At 39.1% G+C, this 20,475-nt stretch carries 17 protein-coding genes and 3 pseudogenes; 7 read left to right on the top strand and 13 right to left on the bottom strand.

The genetic code is table 11. The features are described from left to right. Window positions 1-73: 73 nt before the first annotated feature. Window positions 74-931, top strand: a pseudogene (locus HMPREF2574_RS06235) (metallophosphoesterase). On the opposite strand, the gene HMPREF2574_RS06230 reads toward HMPREF2574_RS06235, so the two are convergent. Next, window positions 928-1,728: a DUF2785 domain-containing protein gene (locus HMPREF2574_RS06230; protein WP_024051933.1), complete on the bottom strand. Its 801-nt coding sequence runs from the start codon at window positions 1,726-1,728 to the stop codon at window positions 928-930. The pseudogene HMPREF2574_RS06235 and the gene HMPREF2574_RS06230 overlap by 4 nt on opposite strands. A 1-nt stretch (window position 1,729) precedes the next feature. After that, the gene (locus tag HMPREF2574_RS06225; protein WP_024051934.1) at window positions 1,730-1,990 is read right to left on the bottom strand and encodes a winged helix-turn-helix transcriptional regulator; all 261 of its coding nucleotides are present in this window, start codon (window positions 1,988-1,990) and stop codon (window positions 1,730-1,732) included. Between the two features lie 101 nt (window positions 1,991-2,091). On the opposite strand from HMPREF2574_RS06225, the gene HMPREF2574_RS06220 reads away from it, so the two are divergent. Next, window positions 2,092-2,382: a hypothetical protein gene (locus HMPREF2574_RS06220; protein WP_070812310.1), complete on the top strand. Its 291-nt coding sequence runs from the start codon at window positions 2,092-2,094 to the stop codon at window positions 2,380-2,382. 85 nt (window positions 2,383-2,467) lie between these two features. Here the strand turns inward: HMPREF2574_RS06220 and HMPREF2574_RS06215 are convergent, their stop codons facing one another. Both HMPREF2574_RS06215 and HMPREF2574_RS06210 read right to left on the bottom strand, forming a co-directional pair. After that, window positions 2,468-5,161 carry a cation-translocating P-type ATPase gene (locus tag HMPREF2574_RS06215; protein WP_070812309.1) on the bottom strand — a complete coding sequence of 898 codons (2,694 nt, stop codon included), beginning with the start codon at window positions 5,159-5,161 and terminating at the stop codon, window positions 2,468-2,470. A gap of 372 nt (window positions 5,162-5,533) precedes the next feature. Next, window positions 5,534-5,920 (bottom strand): YwiB family protein, encoded by a 387-nt coding sequence (locus HMPREF2574_RS06210; RefSeq protein WP_024051937.1) that lies wholly within the window; start codon window positions 5,918-5,920, stop codon window positions 5,534-5,536. A gap of 208 nt (window positions 5,921-6,128) precedes the next feature. Between HMPREF2574_RS06210 and HMPREF2574_RS06205 the strand changes: the two genes are divergently transcribed. From HMPREF2574_RS06205 to HMPREF2574_RS06185, 5 genes are all read left to right on the top strand, one after another. Further along, window positions 6,129-7,448: an HD domain-containing protein gene (locus HMPREF2574_RS06205; protein WP_042753997.1), complete on the top strand. Its 1,320-nt coding sequence runs from the start codon at window positions 6,129-6,131 to the stop codon at window positions 7,446-7,448. Continuing rightward, window positions 7,438-8,247 carry a sugar-phosphatase gene (gene yidA, locus HMPREF2574_RS06200; RefSeq protein ID WP_024051939.1) on the top strand — a complete coding sequence of 270 codons (810 nt, stop codon included), beginning with the start codon at window positions 7,438-7,440 and terminating at the stop codon, window positions 8,245-8,247. Before HMPREF2574_RS06205 ends, yidA begins: the two co-directional genes overlap by 11 nt. Beyond that, window positions 8,247-9,461, top strand: coding sequence for an aminoacyltransferase (locus HMPREF2574_RS06195; RefSeq protein WP_070241595.1), 1,215 nt, complete (start codon window positions 8,247-8,249; stop codon window positions 9,459-9,461). The genes yidA and HMPREF2574_RS06195 overlap by 1 nt, the downstream gene beginning before the upstream one ends. Window positions 9,462-9,473: 12 nt before the next feature. Beyond that, window positions 9,474-10,712 carry an aminoacyltransferase gene (locus HMPREF2574_RS06190; protein ID WP_070812308.1) on the top strand — a complete coding sequence of 413 codons (1,239 nt, stop codon included), beginning with the start codon at window positions 9,474-9,476 and terminating at the stop codon, window positions 10,710-10,712. Window positions 10,713-10,774: 62 nt separating this feature from the next. Next, window positions 10,775-11,083 (top strand): ABC transporter ATP-binding protein, encoded by a 309-nt coding sequence (locus HMPREF2574_RS06185; RefSeq protein ID WP_224784982.1) that lies wholly within the window; start codon window positions 10,775-10,777, stop codon window positions 11,081-11,083. A gap of 197 nt (window positions 11,084-11,280) precedes the next feature. Here HMPREF2574_RS06185 and HMPREF2574_RS10915 read toward each other — a convergent pair whose 3' ends face one another. The 9 genes and pseudogenes from HMPREF2574_RS10915 to HMPREF2574_RS06150 form a co-directional block, all read right to left on the bottom strand. Next, window positions 11,281-11,541 (bottom strand): hypothetical protein, encoded by a 261-nt coding sequence (locus tag HMPREF2574_RS10915; protein WP_224783671.1) that lies wholly within the window; start codon window positions 11,539-11,541, stop codon window positions 11,281-11,283. Window positions 11,542-11,575: 34 nt separating this feature from the next. After that, window positions 11,576-12,025 carry a TPM domain-containing protein gene (locus HMPREF2574_RS10910; RefSeq protein ID WP_224784983.1) on the bottom strand — a complete coding sequence of 150 codons (450 nt, stop codon included), beginning with the start codon at window positions 12,023-12,025 and terminating at the stop codon, window positions 11,576-11,578. Window positions 12,026-12,117: 92 nt separating this feature from the next. Further along, window positions 12,118-12,459: a TPM domain-containing protein gene (locus tag HMPREF2574_RS10905; protein WP_224783946.1), complete on the bottom strand. Its 342-nt coding sequence runs from the start codon at window positions 12,457-12,459 to the stop codon at window positions 12,118-12,120. 17 nt (window positions 12,460-12,476) lie between these two features. Beyond that, window positions 12,477-13,563: pseudogene (locus HMPREF2574_RS06175) on the bottom strand (hypothetical protein). Between the two features lie 50 nt (window positions 13,564-13,613). Continuing rightward, window positions 13,614-14,948, bottom strand: a pseudogene (locus tag HMPREF2574_RS06170) (SPFH domain-containing protein). Between the two features lie 417 nt (window positions 14,949-15,365). Continuing rightward, complete coding sequence (gene alaS / locus HMPREF2574_RS06165; RefSeq protein ID WP_024051949.1) at window positions 15,366-17,984, bottom strand: alanine--tRNA ligase; 2,619 nt, start codon at window positions 17,982-17,984, stop codon at window positions 15,366-15,368. A gap of 54 nt (window positions 17,985-18,038) precedes the next feature. Further along, the gene (locus HMPREF2574_RS06160; protein ID WP_081333904.1) at window positions 18,039-18,608 is read right to left on the bottom strand and encodes an LURP-one-related/scramblase family protein; all 570 of its coding nucleotides are present in this window, start codon (window positions 18,606-18,608) and stop codon (window positions 18,039-18,041) included. 137 nt (window positions 18,609-18,745) lie between these two features. Then, window positions 18,746-19,684 (bottom strand): peptidylprolyl isomerase PrsA, encoded by a 939-nt coding sequence (prsA, locus tag HMPREF2574_RS06155; RefSeq protein ID WP_024051951.1) that lies wholly within the window; start codon window positions 19,682-19,684, stop codon window positions 18,746-18,748. Between the two features lie 106 nt (window positions 19,685-19,790). Then, window positions 19,791-20,474, bottom strand: coding sequence for an O-methyltransferase (locus tag HMPREF2574_RS06150; RefSeq protein ID WP_070812307.1), 684 nt, complete (start codon window positions 20,472-20,474; stop codon window positions 19,791-19,793). Between the last annotated feature and the right edge of the window lies 1 nt (window position 20,475).

Here is a 20,475-nt window from a genome sequence, read left to right as displayed (position 1 = left end):
CTTAAACTTTCCTATGATTTTTGACGAAAAATTTATTTCTTTCATTTTACCTCAAATATGCTACACTAGGAGCATGACAAATTTAGCATTTATGAGCGATCTTCATTTGGATTCAAACCAATTTACCGATAAAGACATCACCATTTTGATTGATTTACTAAAAAAGAAAAAAGTTGACCACATTCACTTTGCAGGGGATCTGTCTAATGATTTTGAACACATTAGTTTGCCTTTTTTACAAAAGCTCAAAAAATCCTTCTCCGTTTCTTACAATTTAGGCAATCATGACATGCTAGGAATGACAGAAGACGACATTTAACAGCACAATTTCAATGTACAATCATTTGGACAGACTCAGTTTATTAGCCTAGCAGGTTGGTATGACTATGGCTTCGTTCCCGAAAAAACACCTGAAGAACACAAACGGACCAAGCAATTTTTCTGGTTTGATAGACGATTGAACCGCAACACTGATGACCCTATACTCACTCAACAGGCCCTAGAACAACTTAAGAGAATTTTGACTTCTCTGAATGATCCTATTATCCTAGCTATGCATTTTGTTCCTCACAAAGATTTTCTTTACAATCACCCTTATTTTCAGCGCTTTAATTCTTTTCTGGGTAGTCAATCCTTTCATAATCTCTTTGTCAAATATGGTGTGAAAGATGTTGTCTTTGGTCATCTTCACCACCGCCACTCCGCTCGAATGATTGACGGTGTCTGCTATCATACAAGACCTCTTGGTTACATCCGCGAATGGCAGTTGACTCAGCAATTTTTTGAAGATTATCCTCAATACAAAATCCCTCAAATGTACCGTCTCCACAAACGCTATAATGCAGTACAAGACTTATCTCTTTTCCAATCATATAAGAAAAAGCACCTCCGAAAAGAACTAGAAGATGCCCTTATCATTTTTGATATTTAGTACGAAAACAACTGAATAGCTTCTCTTAGCTCGTCTGATAGAGCTTTTTCTTTGTCTAACTGAAGATAAACTTCTAACAAGCACGAACGAGCATTAGAAAATTGTAAGAAGTCTGTTGAGTTTTCTAGTGGAAAGTCAAGTGAAGTTAACCAAGCTGCAACTCTGGTTTGTGAGAGTCTTTCATTTAAAACAGCCTGATAGATGACTCGTGCCAAACGCCAGTCCTCATCACTGATAAAGCGCCAATTCACTCTTTTAAACATCTTTTCTAATACTTGTAGAACTTCATTTACTCGTGTTATAGGAAAATCTGGGTGACAAATAATCTCAACTAAAAGATCTGCACCATGAGCAAAGGCATGCACCCAACCATATTCTTCAGAATAGTCAGTCCTATCATTTTCATACAGCAAATAAGACATTCCTTGTTCAAATAGAGCCATTCTTTGCTGACTAGAAAGTCTTTTAAAATAAAGTGAATTTTTCTTAGCATCTGCATTTAGCAAATTAGCGAATAATAAAGCCGTAAAAGATCGAGTCAGAGTCGCTTGACCAACCTCTTCTTTTTTATACAAGAGTCCTTGTCGTTTTAGAGCCTCAATCGCTACAAAATCAAACTGTTCCTTTGTAAATAGTTGCTCTTGTATGGCTCTAGCTAGAGTAACAAAAATTAACTCATCTCGTATTTTATAATCAGGATGACCGATATAATCTAACATCCAAAGAATTTCTTCCCTTTCATAATGCACTTGATTATCAAGTAACTTCTGCTGTAAACTATCTTTTATTCTTACCATTTTATTCCTCGGCTAAGATGAAAAACTCACCATCCTGTTTAGGAAACTGTCCATAAATACTATTATTAATATCATCAGGCGCTAAATACTTTTTTGACCATTGACATATCGTTTCAAAAATTGGTATCACAGACTCTGCTTTTTCTATTAACTGATAAGTAACACGCATAGGGATTTCATTATATTGTCGTCTTTCTACCATATTATTTTGCATCAATTCTTTCAAAGTTCTAGAGAGAACAGTATCTGTAATATCTAGCATTTCTGCTTATAGTTAGTTACTCACTAATTTGGTAACATATTGCATTTAAAATAGCACTATTTTATAATAAATTCAAATAAAAGGAAAGGGAACTTAATACTATGTCTCAAGTTAAAGCATATTTACAAATCACTCTAGATATTCTGGATGAAAGTCGTCCTGCCGTAGCGAAAGTTTATAATGACTATCGCAAGCCATTTCTAGATACTATCGAAGGGGCTGTGAGCAAGAACTTACTTATTCGCACAGAAGATGTGCAAGTTTTACATGGTTTTGACTCTGTTGAGCACGCTCAAAATTATCTACAAAGTGATATGTTCAAAAATGATGTTTTTGTTGGACTTCAACCACTTTGGAAACAAGATCCAGATGTTCGTATTTATGGCTTGTAATAAGGACTTAAAATTGTCGTATTCACGGCAATTTTTTATTATAGTTTGACAATTAAAAAAGCCACCCGAAGATGACTTTTATGTCTTAAATGGCATTTTTATCCATGCCTAATTTACGTTGAACAAATTTAACAATTTCTACGATGATAATCATGGAGAAACTTCCAATGAGAACGGCTGCCCATTGTGAGAGGTCTAATTTTGTTACATGGAAAATTCCTTCTAGTGGCTCAACCAAAATGGTAGAAGCCAATAAAATGAATGAAACAAGAATAGACCAGTTGAAAGTTTTAGATTTGAATGGCCCAACTGTTAGAAGTGATTGATAAACAGATTTTACATTAAAGGCATGGAAAAGCTGGATTAGTCCAAGCGTTGCAAAGGACATGGTCAACGCATCCGCATGAATAGCTCTCATGTCACCAACATGAACTGGATTCATCAAAGCATAAGCATAAACACCGAGTACCAAAGCACCTTGCAAAAGCCCTTGATAAATAATCGAACTCATGACACCACCTGAGAAAAAGCTAGACTTACGACCACGCGGTTTATGCGTCATCACACCCGGCTCAGCTGGCTCAACCCCTAGTGCAATAGCTGGGAAAGTATCTGTCACAAGGTTAATCCAGAGAAGATGAACCGGCTGCAGCACATCCCAGCCAAAAAGAGTTGCAAGGAAAATCGTCAACACTTCTGCTGTATTGGCTGAAAGCAAATATTGAATGGTCTTTTGAATGTTAGAGAAGACTTTCCGTCCTTCCTCAACAGCCACGATAATCGTTGCAAAATTATCATCAGCCAGAATCATGTCAGAAGCACCTTTCGAAACTTCTGTCCCTGTAATCCCCATTCCGATACCGATGTCGGCTGTCTTCAAGGCTGGTGCATCATTTACACCGTCACCTGTCATAGCAACAACCTTGCCTTGATGTTGCCATGCTTTGACAATTCGCACCTTATGCTCAGGAGATACACGCGCATAGACAGAATATTGACCAACAACTTTTTCAAACTCTTCGTCTGACAATTCGTTAAGCTCAGCACCAGTCATGACATGGTCTTTACTATCATCATTGATAATTCCAAGACGTTTAGCAATAGCCTCCGCTGTGTCTTGGTGATCACCCGTAATCATAATCGGACGGATACCCGCTTCTTTAGCCACTCGAACAGCTTCAGCAGCTTCTGGTCGTTCAGGATCAATCATCCCAATCATACCTGTGAATATTAAATCATTTTCAAGATTTTCAGACGTTAAGTTTTCTGGAATTTCATCAATAATTTTGTAGGCACCAGCTAACACACGCAGAGCCTGATGAGCCATACCTGAGTTATTTTCCTTAATTAACTGAGTCGTTGCCTCATCAATCGGCGCAATATCGCCTGCCTTGTCACGAGCCACACAACGTTTTAAAAGTTGATCTGGCGCACCTTTTACAGCAACCAAGAATTTACCATCTGGCAAAGGATGAATGGTTGACATGAGCTTACGTTCAGAATCGAACGGCAACTCTGCGACACAAGGATATTTCTCTAAGAAAGCTTTAACATCATACCCTTTATCAAGTGCATACTGAACAAAGGCTGTTTCTGTTGGGTCACCAATGAGTTTTCCGTCTTGGTCAATTTTAGTATCATTAGCAAGGACAACCGAGCGTAGCAATGGCAAGTCGAGTCCAAGGTCAATATCTTGTTTTGCTTCATGCAAACTGCCGTCATAAAAGACTTTTTCAACTGTCATTTTGTTCATAGTTAATGTACCAGTCTTATCAGAAGCAATAATTTCAGTAGAGCCAAGCGTCTCAACTGCAGGAAGCTTTCTGACAATGGAATTTCTCTTCGCCAAAACTTGTGTGCCAAGTGCCAAGACAATGGTCACAATAGCAGGAAGTCCTTCTGGAATTGCTGCCACAGCAAGTGCGACTGATGTCATCAATTCGCCCAGCGGGTCTTTTCCTTGAACGAATACGCCGACCACAAAAGTGATTGCTGCAATGATTAAAATCGCATAGGTCAGCACTTTTGAAAGGCCATTTAGATTTTGCTTGAGTGGAGTATCTGTTTCATCAGCATTTTGGAGCATACCAGCAATATGACCGACTTCTGTAAACATACCTGTATTGGCAACGACACCCATTCCACGTCCATACGTAACGTTTGAATTTTGGAATGCCATATTGATACGGTCGCCAATACCTGCATCAGTAGCTACATCAACAGTCAGATGTTTTTCAACTGGAACGGATTCGCCAGTCAGAGCCGCTTCTTCAATTTTTAAAGAATTTGCTTCTAAAAGACGCATGTCAGCAGGTACCACATCACCTGCTTCCAGCATAACGATGTCTCCAGGGACCAATTCTTTTGAGTCTACTTTTGTCACATGCCCGTCACGCAGCGCACGCGCAGCTGGGCTAGACATAGATTTGAGTGCTTCAATTGCTTCTTCTGCCTTACCTTCTTGGTAAACTCCAAAAATGGCATTAATAATGACCACAGCTAGGATAATAATCGCATCTGCAATATCTTCACCACCTGAAGTCACAACCGAAAGAATAGCCGCAATCAGCAAAATAAGAATCATCAAATCCTTAAATTGCTCAACGAATTTCATCAGAAGGGATTTTTTCTCTCCCTCATCCAGTTCATTGCGTCCGTATTCATCTAAACGCTTAGCGGCTTCATTGCTTGATAAACCTTGCTCAGAAGTTTCTAAATTTTTTAAAACTTCCTCCGAACCTTGCGTATAAAACGCTTGGCGTTTTTGTTCTTTTGACAAAATATTTCCTCCTTTGATCCCTTTTTGACAAACAAAAAGAGACCTGTTTATTGCAACAAGTCTCGCTGTTTCATACAAGGCCGGAAATTGCTTTCGTATTGACGACCTTGTAACGGATATCCCGCTAGCTACTCCCTTGAGTGTTTTTATTATATCAAATTCTTCAATTTTTTCAAGCAAAAAAAGTTCAATTTCTATCTATTTTACCCAACAAAGAATAAGACGCAATAAATAAAATAATCGCTATGACAAGTGTCCCTGTTAGGTCAAAGAACATATTAAGCTTTGTCTTGTTATAAAAAACCAAATAAATCTGCTGAGAATAAAAATAGCCGCTATTACTAAACTAAAAAGGATTCTTCCCATCACTTTCTACCTCCACGAAATTTCCATTTGATAATCCGCAAAAGCTCGACCGCCATCAGGTGTTCTCAATTGATAATGCAGTTCAAGTGTCTGCTTTTTCAAATCAACCTGGTAATGACTTGTTTTTGTGATAAATTGCTGTATGCCGACCGGTGTGGGAATTCCAATCAAGGCTTCTCCTCCTTTGATAAACCGCATCAAAGATTTATGAGTAGAGAAGCGTGTCATGACTAGTTCTTCATCATGAAACTTCAGCACAACCTTCTCTCCTTCTTCATTTTTAAACAATAAATAATGATAAGCGCCCTTTTGAGTCCAATCTACAGCGTAACTTTGGTCAATTTGCTCTACTTGCTCATCCATTTGAATTCGATTTTGGATTCTAATTTTCACTCTTTAAATTTCCTCGTCTTCCTATTTCTTTTTTCATTTTAACAGAAAATCAAAAATATTTCTCCCATTTTTTCTTATACTTTTATTTTACCATAGCTCTGAATGGGAGAATTTTTGAATTAAAACAGCAAGTTTGAATCGCTATTTTCAGAGGTTATAGATTACTTTGTTATTTGGACTGCTAGACGAGATGTGGTATAATAGAGCCATGATTGAAAAAGTATTTCGTGATCCCGTCCACAATTACATTCATGTGGATCACCAAGTCATCTATGATTTAATAAACACCAAAGAATTTCAACGACTGCGCCGCATTAAACAGTTAGGAACTTCCGGCTATACTTTTCACGGAGGCGAGCACAGCCGTTTTTCGCATTGCCTCGGAGCATATGAAATTTCAAGACGAATTACAAAAATCTTTGACGAAAAATATCCAGAGGTTTGGGATTGTCATGAAAGCTTACTTGTCATGGCAACAGCCCTCTTGCACGATGTCGGTCACGGCGCTTATTCACATACTTTCGAGCGTCTCTTTGATACCGACCACGAGGAAATTACACGCCAGATTATCACAAACCCTGAAACAGAGATTAACAAAGTTCTGGTTCAAGTTTCGCCTGATTTTCCGGAAAAAGTAGCCAGCGTTATCAACCACACCTATCCAAACAAACAGGTGGTGCAACTTATTTCCAGTCAGATTGATGTCGATCGCATGGATTATCTCTTGCGAGACTCCTACTATACAGGCGCTTCTTATGGACAATTTGATTTAACACGGATTTTGCGCGTTATTTGTCCTGTTGAAAATGGCATTGCTTTCAAACGCCACGGCATGCATGCCGTGGAAGACTATGTCGTCAGTCGGTACCAGATGTATATGCAGGTTTATTTTCATCCTGCTAGTCGGGCAATGGAAGTGCTCTTGCAAAACTTGCTCAAGCGAGCTAAATTTCTCTACGAAAAGCAGAAAGACTATTTTGCACTCTCTTCTCCCAACCTCATTCCTTTCTTTGAAAAGCGAGTGACCTTGAAAGATTATCTAGCACTGGATGACGGCGTGATGAATACTTATTTTCAGGTCTGGATGACGAGTCCTGATACGATTTTATCTGACTTAGCACAGCGTTTCATCAACCGCAAAGTCTTTAAATCTATTATTTTTTCAAAAGAAAATGAGAAATATCTGAATGTCATGCGGAGCTTAGTTGCGGAAGTTGGCTTTGACCCTGATTATTACACTGCCATTCATCGTAATTTTGACTTACCTTATGATTTTTACCGTCCAGATGTCGAAAAACCACGCACTCAGATTGAAATTATCCAAAAGGATGGCAGTCTCGCGGAGTTGTCCACTTTATCCCCTATCGTCGAAACATTAGCAGGCACAAGGCACGGCGACAACCGTTTCTATTTCCCAAAAGAAATGCTGAAAGAAGCTGGACTTTTTAGTGAAAATAGTAAAACTTTCTTGTCGTATATCAAAAACGACCAATTTATATATGGAGAAGCATACGAACATGAGTATTAAACTAGTTGCCGTTGATATTGACGGAACCTTATTAAACACCAAAAGAGAAGTCACACCAGAAGTTTTTTCTGCTGTACAAGATGCCAAAGCTGCTGGAGTAAAGATTGTCATTGCAACTGGACGCCCCATTCCAGGAGTGAGAAATTTACTTGAAGAGTTACACCTAAACGAGCCAGGTAATTATGTCATTACCTTCAATGGCGGGCTGGTTCAAGATACAGTTACAGGGGAAGAATATATCAAAGAAACTCTAACCTACGATGATTATTTGGATATTGAATGTCTCAGTCGCAAATTAGGGGTTCACATGCACGCTATCACCAAGGACGGTATTTATACTGCTAACCGTAACATTGGAAAATATACCGTTTACGAAGCCGGACTGGTCAATATGCCAGTCTACTACCGCACTCCAGAAGAGATGGTAGACAAAGAAATCGTCAAAATCATGTATATTGACGAACCAGAAATTTTAGATCAAGCAATCGCCAAACTCCCTAAAGAATTGTATGACAAATACACACTCGTGAAATCTGCACCTTTTTACTTAGAAATTGTCAAAAAATCCGTCAATAAAGGGGCTGCAGTCGTGCATCTAGCGGAAAAATTAGGATTGACAAAAGAGGAAACCATGGCAATTGGTGATGAAGAAAATGACCGTGCGATGCTAGAAGTTGTGGGAAATCCTGTTGTAATGGAAAATGGGACTGACGAGTTGAAGAAAATTGCCAAATATATCACCAAATCAAACGATGAATCCGGCGTTGCATACGCTATTAGAGAGTGGGTTTTAAACTAATGTACACTTATAAAATAGGAATATCTGCTCAAGAACACGATGATTTTGTTAAGAAAAGTTCTCAAACCAACTTGCTTCAAAGTGCTTCTTGGGCAAAGGTCAAAGATAATTGGGACAATGAACGAATTGGCTTTTACAAAAATAACCAATTAGTGGCTTCTGCTAGTATTCTCATTAAGCCTTTGCCGCTCGGTATGACTATGCTTTATATTCCTCGCGGTCTTATTATGGATTATCAGAATCAAGAATTACTGCAATTTGTCCTGACTTCCTTGAAACAATTTGCTAAAACTAAAAAAGCCCTTTTTATCAAGTTTGATCCGAGTCTTTTCCTCGTGCAGGCTCAAATCGGAGAAAACAGAAAAGAACAGCAAGAAACACTTGACGTGATTCAAAATCTCCAGAAAGCGGGAGCTATTTGGGTGGGGCGAACAGAATCACTTGATGAAACGATTCAGCCACGTTTTCAAGCAAATATTTATAAGGATAATTTCAGCGAAGAACTTTTATCAAAAAGTACACGCCAAGCCATTCGCACTGCACGAAACAAAGGCATTCAAGTCCAGTTTGGTGGCAAAGAACTTTTGGATGATTTCTCTGCTTTGATGAAAAAAACCGAGAATCGAAAGAGTATTCACTTGCGGGGGAAGGACTATTATCAAAAACTCCTTGATACTTACCCAGAGCATTCCTATATCACACTTGCAAGCATTGACCTAAATGAGCGTCTAGAAAGTCTTCAAGCTCAAAAAGCCAAAGCTGAAAAAGAAGCCAGCAAATTCACTGAAAAAACTAAACCTGGTAAAATTGAAAACAATAAGCAAGAACAAAAACGACTGCAAGAAGAAATGGATTTCTTGTCAGAAAAAATAGCACAGGGAGCAACTATTGTTCCTCTCTCTGGAACTTTGGTTCTCGAATATGGTGCCACTTCTGAAAATATCTATGCTGGAATGGATGAAGAATACCGCCGCTACCAGCCAGCTCTCCTCACTTGGTATGAAACAGCAAAGCACGCCTTTGACCGTGGGGCGAACTGGCAAAACATGGGTGGTGTTGAAAATGATTTAGACGGCGGACTTTATCACTTTAAGTCCAAGTTCAATCCAACCATTGAAGAGTTTGTCGGTGAGTTTAACTTGCCAACCAATCCACTCTATCATCTCTCTAACCTTGCCTATACTTTGAGAAAGAAATTCCGCAGCAAACACTAAGAAAGGAATCGTATGACATTCAAACGACTTAGTCAGGAAGAATTTGTAAACCATAGCGCGTCTTGCACTCAACGTTCTTTTATGCAAACAGTAGAAATGGAAATGCTCTTAGCGAAACGCGGTTTTACTTGCCAATATGTCGGTCACACAGATGAACACGGTGAATTAACCGTTTCAGCCGTGCTCTACAGTATGCCCATGACAGGCGGACTGCACATGGAAATCAATTGCGGTCCTGTTTCAACAAATCCTCACGACCTACAAGCTTTTTACCGTGAACTCAAGACCTACGCCAAAGAAAATGGTGCTTTAGAGCTAATTATCAAACCTTATGAAACTTATCAAACATTTGACAGCAATGGTCAACCTACTTCGCCCGAAAAAACAGAATTGATAAAAGAGTTGACAGACTTAGGTTATGAATTTGATGGATTGCAGACAGGTTATCCAGGCGGCGAACCTGATTGGCACTATGTCAAAGACCTGACTGAACTAACTGAAAAAGATCTGCTCAAATCCTTCAGCAAAAATGGTAAATCGACTGTAAAAAAAGCCAATACTTTCGGCATTCAATTAAAAAAATTGAAGCGAGATGAATTAAATATTTTCAAGGAAATCACTTCTGCCACTTCCGAACGGCGTGAATATAGTGACAAACCTTTGGATTATTACCAAGATTTCTACGATGCTTTTGGCAATCAAGCGGACTTTATGATTGCAACGCTTAATTTTCAAGATTATCTGCAACATCTGCAACATGATCAAGAAAAACTAAAACAAAAAATTAAAAAATTAAAAGCGGATTTAGAAAAAAATCCTCAGTCAGAGAAAAAACACAATCAACTGCGTGAATTCTCCAGCCAATTTGAAAGCTTTGAAACACGTAAAGCCGGAGCACAAGAATTGATAGATAAATATGGAATGGAAGACCAAGTGCTTGCTGGCAGCCTCTTCCTCTATACACCACAAGAAGCGACCTACCTCTTTAGTGGTTCCTATCCTGAATTTAACAAATTTTATGCCCCAGCGCTTCTCCAAGAATATGTCATGAAAGAAGCTATCAAGCGACATATTCCCTTTTACAATTTTCTTGGTATTACAGGAATTTTCGATGGCTCAGACGGCGTGCTCCGTTTCAAGCAAAATTTCAATGGCTACATTGTTCGCAAAATGGGCACCTTCCGCTATTATCCACAACCACTTAAATTTAAAATTCTCAGTTTGATTAAAAAACTGCTACGGCGCGCTTAAAACTCTCAAACAGCTTTTTGAGAGTTTTTAAATATTCGTATTTTAGATAGGACTTATCAAATATGCTGAAACGATTTATTTCAAAAAAACTACTAGCGATTTACTTTCTGTTTATCGTGCTGACATGGATTGAGTCAGTTTTAAACCCAACGCTCGTTCGGATGATTATTGATAGTTTTCAAACGAAAAATTTAAAAATTCTCTGGCAAATCTTGATGTTGGGAATTCTTGGAAATATGCTGATTGTCTTAGGTTTAGCAGGCAAACGCTATTTTTATGCAAAAGTCATTGCAGATTTCAATGCAAATATAAAAGGAAAGATGTTTGCTACTTTTTTGTACTTGAATTTACAATCTAAGTGCAAAAAATGAAGATATTCTTTCTGACTTGGAAAATGATGTAAAGCAAATTGATATCTTTTACCATTCCTCGTTGAATTTCACTAGCAATAAAATTATTGTGGACAACATCGTTTGAAAATTTTAAAATTCGCCCCGTTGTAAAATGAAGTGTAATAAAAAGGCTAGCATAAATATCCTGACCTTTTTTAACTTCCACTATTATCCATCTAAAAACTTCCACCACTGCCCCCGTGACTTCTGTCTGATGAAGATGTATGTGTGCTACTACCCCCAGAATCACTGGAGCTGCTAGGCTCCAGTTTTGCTTTCTTATCTACATTTGAGTAGAGGAAGAATTCTTGAGCATTGGTAATCTGGAGACTATTTTTCTTGATGTAATCAGTGGCTCCGGTTTGATGATAGACAGATTTGAGCTGACCTTTCATTCCTGTTACGATGAGAAAGGCGATACCAAAGCCAATAGCCAATGCTCCAGGAATCCAGTACCAACTTAAAGGCTCCTTAGGGAGACTTTTTTACATCATAAGGCTGCCCTTTTCGTGCTTGAGTGAGGAATTCATCACACTGCTCAGCGTAGGTTGTAAAAGCAGCATTGTAGTCACCATCTTTTAAATCAGGCAAGAACTGCTTTGATAGGTAGTCTAAGCCAGCATCGGTAAAAGCAGTGATGCCGTAGCCTGTCGTTGAAATATGCCACTTCCGTTCTGCCATACTGATTAAGAAAAGCACCCCATCATGATTTTTTCCTTGACCGTAGCCATTGTAGTCGAAGTAGTCATCTGCGAAGTCTTGAGCACTTTTTCCTTCCAGACTCTTAACGGTCACGACAACGACATCACATTTTTGGCGTTTGCTAACATCTTTGAGCTTTGCTAACAAGGCTTTTTCTTGATCCGGCTTCAGCAAGTCCGCTTCATCTACCAGTAATGGATTGGCCGATGCATTGAGCAATTTGGTTACTTTATTGAGATAATACCGAACACCGCTATAAATATTTTTCCCACTCTCAAAAGCTTTCCAAAGTATGTCGTCACTCTTTGCTCCTAGCTTTTCTTTAGCGTTTCCGGCATAATATAGGATCCATTCTTTTTTTCTTTATCAACAGCAAGGAGAATACCTTCAGCTGTGCCTGCAGATTCTTGATAAACCTTTTCAGCATCAGACAAAATACCATCTTCACCTACTGATTTTGCTGCCAAAAAGTAAACTTTAAAATGATATTGTTCTTCAATAGCTTTAGCCGCTTTGTTAATCTCTGTTATTTCCTTGCTTGAAAAGGCTGAGACTTCATCACGAATATAGCTGGTTTCTTCTGCACAGACAGTCCCAATCATGAGAAAGGAGAGAAGAAGAGTTGTCAGTAATGTTATGAATTTCTTCAACATAATCTCATCCTCCCTTCTTACAGTAAGTGAATCAGCCATACAGCCGCATAACTAACTATACTTGCCGCCACGCCCAGTCCGATTAGCCAACGTCTATAAGCTTGCTTGTCTAAGGGCAAATCTCCGACGAATTTACCAGTCTGACCATTCATCGCAAAGACAAACTTTTTGCCCCTCCAAGTCGTATTTAAGAGCCAAACTGGATAGAGAACATACTTAGTTGAACCATTTATCAAGCGAATATTCGAAGATTCTGGGGTAACGGTAGAAAACCCCGTAACTGTATCTTCAAAGGCTTCCTCCGTGCTTTGCTTGACACGGCTGTTAGCATGAGTAATGCTCTCCTCGGCTCCGACATCATATTTATCTGCTAGGTATCCTGCTAGGTAAGCTGTCTGAAAATCAACAGCTTCTGAAAAATCAAAGGGTTCAATGGATTCCATTAATTGATCATCCAATTTACTTGAACCGTCTACCGGGATATGTTCAAACGCTAACTGACCGGAACGAATAACTGAAAAATAGCTTGTTTCGGTATAGTCATACTCACTATCACTCCATGTTCTAATCCTGCTTGCTTTATAATGAACATCCGCATCTGCTTCTGTGTCAAAAAGCCAGAACGGAACATACCCCCCCTTTACTTCATCAATATGATTTTGGTCTTTAAAAACTTTTGGCAAGAGACGTTTCCCCATGAGATGCTTGTTCAGATTCGCCTTTGCTGCCTTTTTATCTAATTTGAATGGAATCACATAATCTGGCTTTAAATCACCAGCAAAGCGTCCCCATCATAACAACAGGATTATCGCAGAATGGACACGAAGTGGCTGCTGTTGACTCGTCAGCAACAATTTCACCACCACAAGATTTACAGACATAAACTGATAGCTGATCAATCTCGCCCGTATCCCATTCACCACCAGCCTGCGTACTCCAGGTCATATTTTCATCAGTCTGGGTTTTTAATTGTTCATCCAATTCCTTCAAACTTGACATATCCAATTCGGAATCACAATAAGGGCACTTCATTTTCTGGATTGAACTATTAAATTCAAGAGCACCACCACAATTTGGACATTTATATTCTTGTAAATCAGCCATGATGACCTCCTTTCTACTGTCATCGAGCTATGAGATAGTTAGAAAAGCTTTTAAACAAGGTCATTTTCATCAAATACATTGCCACATTCAGGGCAGAATTTAGGTGGATTATAAGCATCTTCTGGTTGCCAGCCACAATTGCTACAACGATATTGACGGCGGGTTTCTGGTTTCGGTTGACCACAGTTTGAACAGAATTTACCATTATTGACAGTCCCACAAGTACAAGTCCAGCTGTCACTCACAGGTTTTGGTGAACCGCATTCAGGACAGAATTTACCTGAAGCTTCATGTCCATTTGGACAAGTCAATTTATCTGCAGTAGTTTGGGTTTGAGAGGTTGCACTCGCTGTTTGCGTTTGCTGACTAGCTGCTTGCTCTTATCCCATCGCAAAAAGATTTTGAGCATTCATGCCGCCTGCGCCCGCTGCCATTCCTACTCCCATAAAGCCAGTCATCGCACCGCCTGGATTTTCAGCCGCTGCTTTCATAGCATCTGCCTGTGCACCGACTAAGGTAGCCGCTGCCATGGTTGGGTCCTTCATAATAGCCACACGTTGAGCCTGCTTAATCATTTCAGCATCTTCGTCTGGAAGAGTTACTGAACCAAGAGCTACACTGACGACTTTCAAGCCATGAAGCTCGCCCCATTTGCTAGAGAGTGCTTCATTCATAGCATTTTCAAGTTCTGTATTGTGGCTAACGATTTGATTTGGCCGCAATTCTAGATCAGATAATGCAGCGAAAGCTGGTTGGAGGGCACTGATAAATTCGGTTTTTAGCTGTGATTCTAATTCTTCACGCAAATATTCTTTTTCGACATTGCCACAGACATTGGTATAGAAAAGAAGTGGGTCTGCAATCTTATAAGAATAAACACCAGAACAACGGACAGAAACATCCACATCTAAGCCGATTTTTGAATCCACCACACGAAACGGAATCGGATTTGGTGTGCCAAACTTATTATCAATCAGCTCTTTTGTATTGAAATAATAAACACGTTGATCTTTGCCTGTGTCACCACCATAAGTGAACCGTTTTCCGATTTGTTTGAAGGTCTTCTTAATGGAATCACCTAAATTACCTGTAAAAATACTCGGCTCGCTAGAAGTGTCATAAGTGAATTGACCAGGCTCAGCACAGACTTCAACAATTTTTCCTTGCTCAACAATCATCATACACTGACCATCTGCAACAGCAATTCCAGAACCATTCGAAATAATGTTGTCGCTGCCCTTCGTATTAGATGAACGTCCAGATACTTGCTTTTGTCCTTTGACCACCATGACGGACTTGTCCATGGCATCACAGTAAAAGAATTATTTCCATTGGTCAGCCAATACGCCGCCTACGGCACCAATTCCTGCTTTAATGAGTCCCATAAGAATCTCCTTTCTCTCTTTAAAAAGCATGTTTCCGCTACCTTAAACTGTACTACTGAACGACATCATCTCCTTTATCATAAATTTGTAAATTTTTACAAAAAATCATACGCTAACTGGCAATATTTGTCTTTTTATCGCAACATAATTAGCTGTATGAAAGCGTTTTATCTCCAAAACTATTTTACCATATTTTTATAAAATTGTAACTATCAAAAATATGAAAGCTATTTTTGGATTTATAAAACGCCAGAACTTAATCGTATAAATAAAAAAACGAATAATTCCGATGTTCTGACTAACAGAATATCGAAACTGTTCGTTTTTTGTATGATTTTTATGCAACTCTCTTAGATTTCATTTTTTGAAATCCTTGTAGAGACAAGCACAGATCTATCTCACTTAAAGTATATGACATTATACTTTTTCAGGAACAACTGCAAGTAATTCTTGAATAGCTGCTTGGTTGCTTCCTCCAGCCATAGCCATGTTTGGTTTACCACCACCACGACCATTTACGATTGGAGCAAGTTCCTTGATTAAATTGCCAGCATGAATATCTTTTGTCTTGCTAGCCACAAGGACATTCACTTTCTCACCAATGGCTGCCACAAGGACAAGAACGTCTGAATAGTCTTTTTGTTTCCAAGTGTCTGCAAAAGTGCGTAGAGCACCCGCATCAGATACAGAAACTTGGCTGGCAATAAAGCTGTGTCCATTAGCTTCCTGAACATTCTTGAAGACTTCACCTGAAGCTGCTGCTGCTGCTTTTTCTTTCAGTTCAGCATTTTCTTTTTGCAATTGGCGAAGTTGTTCTTGCAAGGCTTCAACCTTATGCGAAACTTCTTTCATTTGTGGGACTTTCAGTGTCGTTGCAATAGCTTTCAAAGCATCTTCTTCCTCACGGTAAGCTTCAAATGCTTCTTTGCTCGTCACAGCGAGGATACGACGAGTTCCTGAGCCAATTCCTTCTTCTTTGATAATCTTGAAAAGACCAATTTCAGAAGTATTCTTCATGTGAGTACCGCCACACAACTCAATAGAGTAATCTCCAATTGTCACCACACGAACTTCTTTTCCGTATTTTTCTCCAAAGAGAGCCATCGCACCCATTTCTTTAGCCGTATCAATGTCTGTTTCAATCGTTTTGATGTCAATCGCTTCCCAAATTTTTTCATTAACTTCTTGCTCAATGCGACGTAGCTCTTCTGCTGTAACTGCTTGGAAATGAGTGAAGTCAAATCGAAGAAATTCTACTTCATTGAGAGAACCTGCTTGCGTTGCGTGTTTGCCTAAAACATTGTGAAGAGCCGCATGAAGCAAGTGTGTTGCTGTGTGATTCTTCATAACACGGTGACGACGATTGTGGTCAATTTCAAGCTTATATTCTTGGTTTAGCGTGAGTGGTGACACCACTTCTACCGTATGGAGCGGTTGTCCATTCGGCGCTTTTTGAACATCTACGACTTGTGCAACGAGATTGCCTGCAAGGTCAAAGATTTGTCCGTGGTCTGCTACTTGTCCGCCCATTTCAGCATAAAATGGCGTTTCTGTAAAAACGAGGTAAGCTTTACCAGAAGCCACTTCTTCTACTTCTTTATCATCTGCCACAATCGCAACCAACTCCGCAGATAAAGCCTCTTTTTCATAGTTAAAGTGGCTTTCAGTTGTAATGTTTTGCAAGGTTTCATTTTGCATGCCCATAGATCCACCTTTAACCACACTAGCCCGTGCGCGTTCTTGCTGCTCTTTCATAGCAGCTTCAAAGCCTTCGCGGTCTACTGTCATACCAGCTTCTTCGGCAATTTCTTCGGTCAATTCTACTGGGAAACCATAGGTGTCGTACAGTTTAAAGACATCCGTTCCTGAAATAACAGACTGTCCCTTTACCTTTAACTCTTCTACAATACTTTGTGCAAAGTGTTGACCTGAATGAAGCGTGCGAGCAAAAGATTCTTCTTCACTTTTAATGATTTTTTCGATAAAATCTTGCTTTTCAAGCACTTCTGGATAATAGCTTTCCATAATTTTTCCGACAGTTGGAACAAGTTTATAAAGGAAAGGCTCATTGATTCCTAATTTTTGACCATGCATCGAAGCACGACGGAGCAAACGACGCAGAACATAGCCACGTCCTTCATTTCCTGGAAGCGCACCATCGCCAATAGCAAATGACAGAGAGCGGATATGGTCTGCAATGACCTTGAAGCTCATATTGTCACCATCTGGATTGTAATTCTTACCAGATAACTTCTCTACTTCACGAATAATCGGCATGAAAAGGTCTGTTTCAAAGTTGGTCTTTGCCCCTTGAATAACAGCTACTAAGCGCTCTAGACCTGCACCCGTATCAATATTTTTGTGCGGCAACTCCTTGTATTCACTTCTTGGAACAGCTGGATCAGCATTGAATTGGGACAAAACAATATTCCAAATTTCAATATAACGATCATTTTCAATATCTTCTGCAAGCAAACGAATTCCTTGATGTTCAGGGTCAAATGCTTCCCCACGGTCAAAGAAGATTTCTGTATCTGGTCCAGAAGGTCCTGCACCAATTTCCCAGAAATTGTCTTCAATTGGAATCAAATGACTTGGATCGACACCAACTGAAATCCAACGATTATAAGAATCATGATCATCTGGATAGTAAGTCATGTAGAGCTTGTCTTTTGGAAAATCAAACCAATCAGGACTAGTCAAGAGCTCAAATGCCCATTCAATCGCTTCATCACGGAAGTAATCACCAATAGAAAAATTCCCCAGCATTTCAAACATAGTATGATGACGTGCTGTTTTTCCGACATTTTCAATGTCATTCGTCCGAATCGCTTTCTGCGCATTGGTAATCCGTGGATTTTCTGGAATAATAGTCCCGTCGAAATATTTCTTTAATGTTGCAACGCCAGAGTTAATCCAGAGTAGAGTCGGGTCATTGACCGGTACTAGACTAACAGACGGTTCGACAGCATGTCCTTTTGAGGCCCAAAAATCTAGCCACATTTGGCGTACTTGAGCACTTGATAATTGTTTCATTTTCTTCTCCTTAAAACATTTCTCTAACTGATTTTTCTATTGCCCATGTGAGTTTTAAGAACTACTTTCAAGAGCTTCTACATAGTCAATAGCCACACACAATGAAACCACTAAATCCGCGTAGGCATCTTCATAAACTACAACTTGATAAGCGGACATCAGGTGCAAGAGTTCTTTTGAAATCTCTGCAATCACTTGTCCCTGCGCATCCAGCAGACGAAATTCTAAATCCCAGATATTCCCCTCGATGCGCAGATCTAAGTTATCAAATTCATATTTATCTCGTAAAAAAGTGAATTTTTTACGGATATAAAAACTCGAACCATTGCGCAATTGAATTTCAAATTGAGGTAAGACTGTTAGCACAGTCTTTTGAATTTGGCTGACCACTTCACCCTTGTCATCATAAATCGTAAAAGTTTTGGGAATTTTTAAAAAGCTTCCCTCCACTTGATAATCAATGTTCCCACGATCATCTTTGATGTCAAATTTCTCACCACCAAAGCGAAATTTTTGTTTTACAAGATAAGTCTTCATGACGGTTCCTCGCAAAAAGACAAGTCCACTAGACGAAGGGCGAAAAACCGCGGTACCACCTTCATTCAATGAACTTGTCATTCTCATTATATATGCAATTTTTCCTTTGAGTAGCATGATTTTCGTTCTTACATGGCTTGCAGCACCGCCAATTCTCTGAACTAAGAGGTCAAAAATCAATTCTCAATAGTCCTATTATACTCACTTATGAGCTTTTCGTCAACTTATTTTGATGAAGATGACGAGCTAGATGTTGATTTGCTATCTGACTTGACATATTGTGAGAACAGATTTTGGAAAGCTTGATCTTTCACCTTAATATTGGCTGCTTGTAATTCTTTGGCAACAATTTTTTGGATAAAGGTTCGATCATTTTGTTTTTGTGTCAAGATAACATTTTTCAGTTGTTTCTTGTAGTCTTTCCAGTTTGCTGATTTTTCAGACTTACTATTTAGTTTCACAATATAATAACTTGAAGAATAGGTTGATGATTTAACGGTGATAACATCAGAAATACCGTTTGCTTCAAGGGAAAAAGCCACTTTTTTAACAGCATCTGGAACATCTGTTGAAGCTGAGTCAAACTTCACTTCCCCACCCTTATCTTTGGTCTTCGTATCCGTAGAATTTTCCTTGGCAATTTGTCCGAAATCAGCACCTTCAGCTTTTGCTTTCTCCAATACTTCCTTTGCCTTATCTTCGCTATCTACCTTGATGATTTGAGCAGTCACTTCTGGTGTATAAGATTCGTATGCTTTTTTATAGTTTGCATCTGTCAATTCTTTTTCAGCTGCTTTTTTGACAGCATATTCGACCAATTTATTGGTTCTGATTTGTTCACGATAAGTATCTTCCGTCAATCCTGCTCTTGCCAATACTTGTTGGAAAGCAGTTCCGTAAGTGCTCTTACTCTTATTGAACGTTTCATTGACTTCTTTTTCTGTAACATGTTTACCATAGCTCTTTTCAAAAACTTCTTGAATGGTCATATTGAGAAGTACTTGTTGAGCAGCTGCATTATTTTTTACTTTGTCATAGAAATCATTGACAGTAATTGTATTTCCTTTCATCGTGATAATATCTTTACCACCAGCTTGCGAGCATGCCGCTAATGTTACAACTGACAAAAGCGTAATGGCTCCTGCTAGAATTTTTTTCTTCATTATGAAAACTCCTTTTTTTAATTCACTTTCTTATTGTACCATAAAATAGATTTAATATCTTAAATTTTCCTAAAAACTTTGAAAATTTAGGAAAATATTAAGAATCTCATTTTTTTCTAATCATCAGAATGCCGTCGCCAAGTGGTAGCAAGGTTGAAGTCAATTCAGGCTGATTCAGTGTTTTATCAAATAATTGGTGCAACCCTCGATAAATCGTTCGTTGACCTCGGCGAACTTCCTTAATGTCTTTCGCTATATCACCACCCTGGAAAACATCGTCTATGATGATAATCCCTCCTGAAGCAAGACGCTTCAGAACTTCCGGCAGAAAGACAACGTATTTGGACTTAGCAGAGTCCATAAAGACAAAGTCATAGCAATCTTTCAAATGAGGAAGAATATCCATTGCATCTCCTTCCAGCAATGTAATTTGCCTGCGCTTATCAAACTTGGAAAAGTTCGCTTTGGCAAGAGCAATCATTTCTGGATTTCGATCAATCGTTGTGATTTGTGCGTGCGGTGCATGTTCTGCCATTAAAAGAGCTGAAAAACCAATGGCTGTCCCAATTTCCAAAATCTTCTGTGGCTGTAAAGTTTCTAACAGAAAACGAAAATAGGCAACTGTTTCGTGAGGAATAATGGGAATATTTTCTGCATGAGCAAAAGTTTCGAGCTCTTTTAAGGAGCCCGAAACTTGCTTTTGCCGTGTCCGCATAAAATCGACGATTTCTTCTTTGACAACGGGACGACGCATATTGTGATTGGCATTTTTACTATAGGATTCAACCATT

Origin of the sequence: Streptococcus sp. HMSC034E12 (assembly GCF_001835915.1) — a bacterium.
Lineage (GTDB): Bacteria > Bacillota > Bacilli > Lactobacillales > Streptococcaceae > Streptococcus > Streptococcus vaginalis.
The sequence above is the reverse complement of the archived record's forward strand: the minus strand, read 5'-3'. Positions and strand labels throughout refer to the sequence as shown.

What these genes read in the sequence shown, in the direction of transcription:
- HMPREF2574_RS06230 (WP_024051933.1), bottom strand. Translation starts at nt 1,728, where the DNA reads ATGGTAAGAATAAAAGATAGTTTACAGCAGAAGTTACTTGATAATCAA.
- HMPREF2574_RS06225 (WP_024051934.1), bottom strand. Translation starts at nt 1,990, where the DNA reads ATGCTAGATATTACAGATACTGTTCTCTCTAGAACTTTGAAAGAATTG.
- HMPREF2574_RS06220 (WP_070812310.1), top strand. Translation starts at nt 2,092, where the DNA reads ATGTCTCAAGTTAAAGCATATTTACAAATCACTCTAGATATTCTGGAT.
- HMPREF2574_RS06205 (WP_042753997.1), top strand. Translation starts at nt 6,129, where the DNA reads ATGATTGAAAAAGTATTTCGTGATCCCGTCCACAATTACATTCATGTG.
- yidA (WP_024051939.1), top strand. Translation starts at nt 7,438, where the DNA reads ATGAGTATTAAACTAGTTGCCGTTGATATTGACGGAACCTTATTAAAC.
- HMPREF2574_RS06195 (WP_070241595.1), top strand. Translation starts at nt 8,247, where the DNA reads ATGTACACTTATAAAATAGGAATATCTGCTCAAGAACACGATGATTTT.
- HMPREF2574_RS06190 (WP_070812308.1), top strand. Translation starts at nt 9,474, where the DNA reads ATGACATTCAAACGACTTAGTCAGGAAGAATTTGTAAACCATAGCGCG.
- HMPREF2574_RS06185 (WP_224784982.1), top strand. Translation starts at nt 10,775, where the DNA reads ATGCTGAAACGATTTATTTCAAAAAAACTACTAGCGATTTACTTTCTG.
- HMPREF2574_RS10905 (WP_224783946.1), bottom strand. Translation starts at nt 12,459, where the DNA reads ATGTTGAAGAAATTCATAACATTACTGACAACTCTTCTTCTCTCCTTT.
- alaS (WP_024051949.1), bottom strand. Translation starts at nt 17,984, where the DNA reads ATGAAACAATTATCAAGTGCTCAAGTACGCCAAATGTGGCTAGATTTT.
- HMPREF2574_RS06160 (WP_081333904.1), bottom strand. Translation starts at nt 18,608, where the DNA reads ATGAGAATGACAAGTTCATTGAATGAAGGTGGTACCGCGGTTTTTCGC.
- prsA (WP_024051951.1), bottom strand. Translation starts at nt 19,684, where the DNA reads ATGAAGAAAAAAATTCTAGCAGGAGCCATTACGCTTTTGTCAGTTGTA.
- HMPREF2574_RS06150 (WP_070812307.1), bottom strand. Translation starts at nt 20,474, where the DNA reads ATGGTTGAATCCTATAGTAAAAATGCCAATCACAATATGCGTCGTCCC.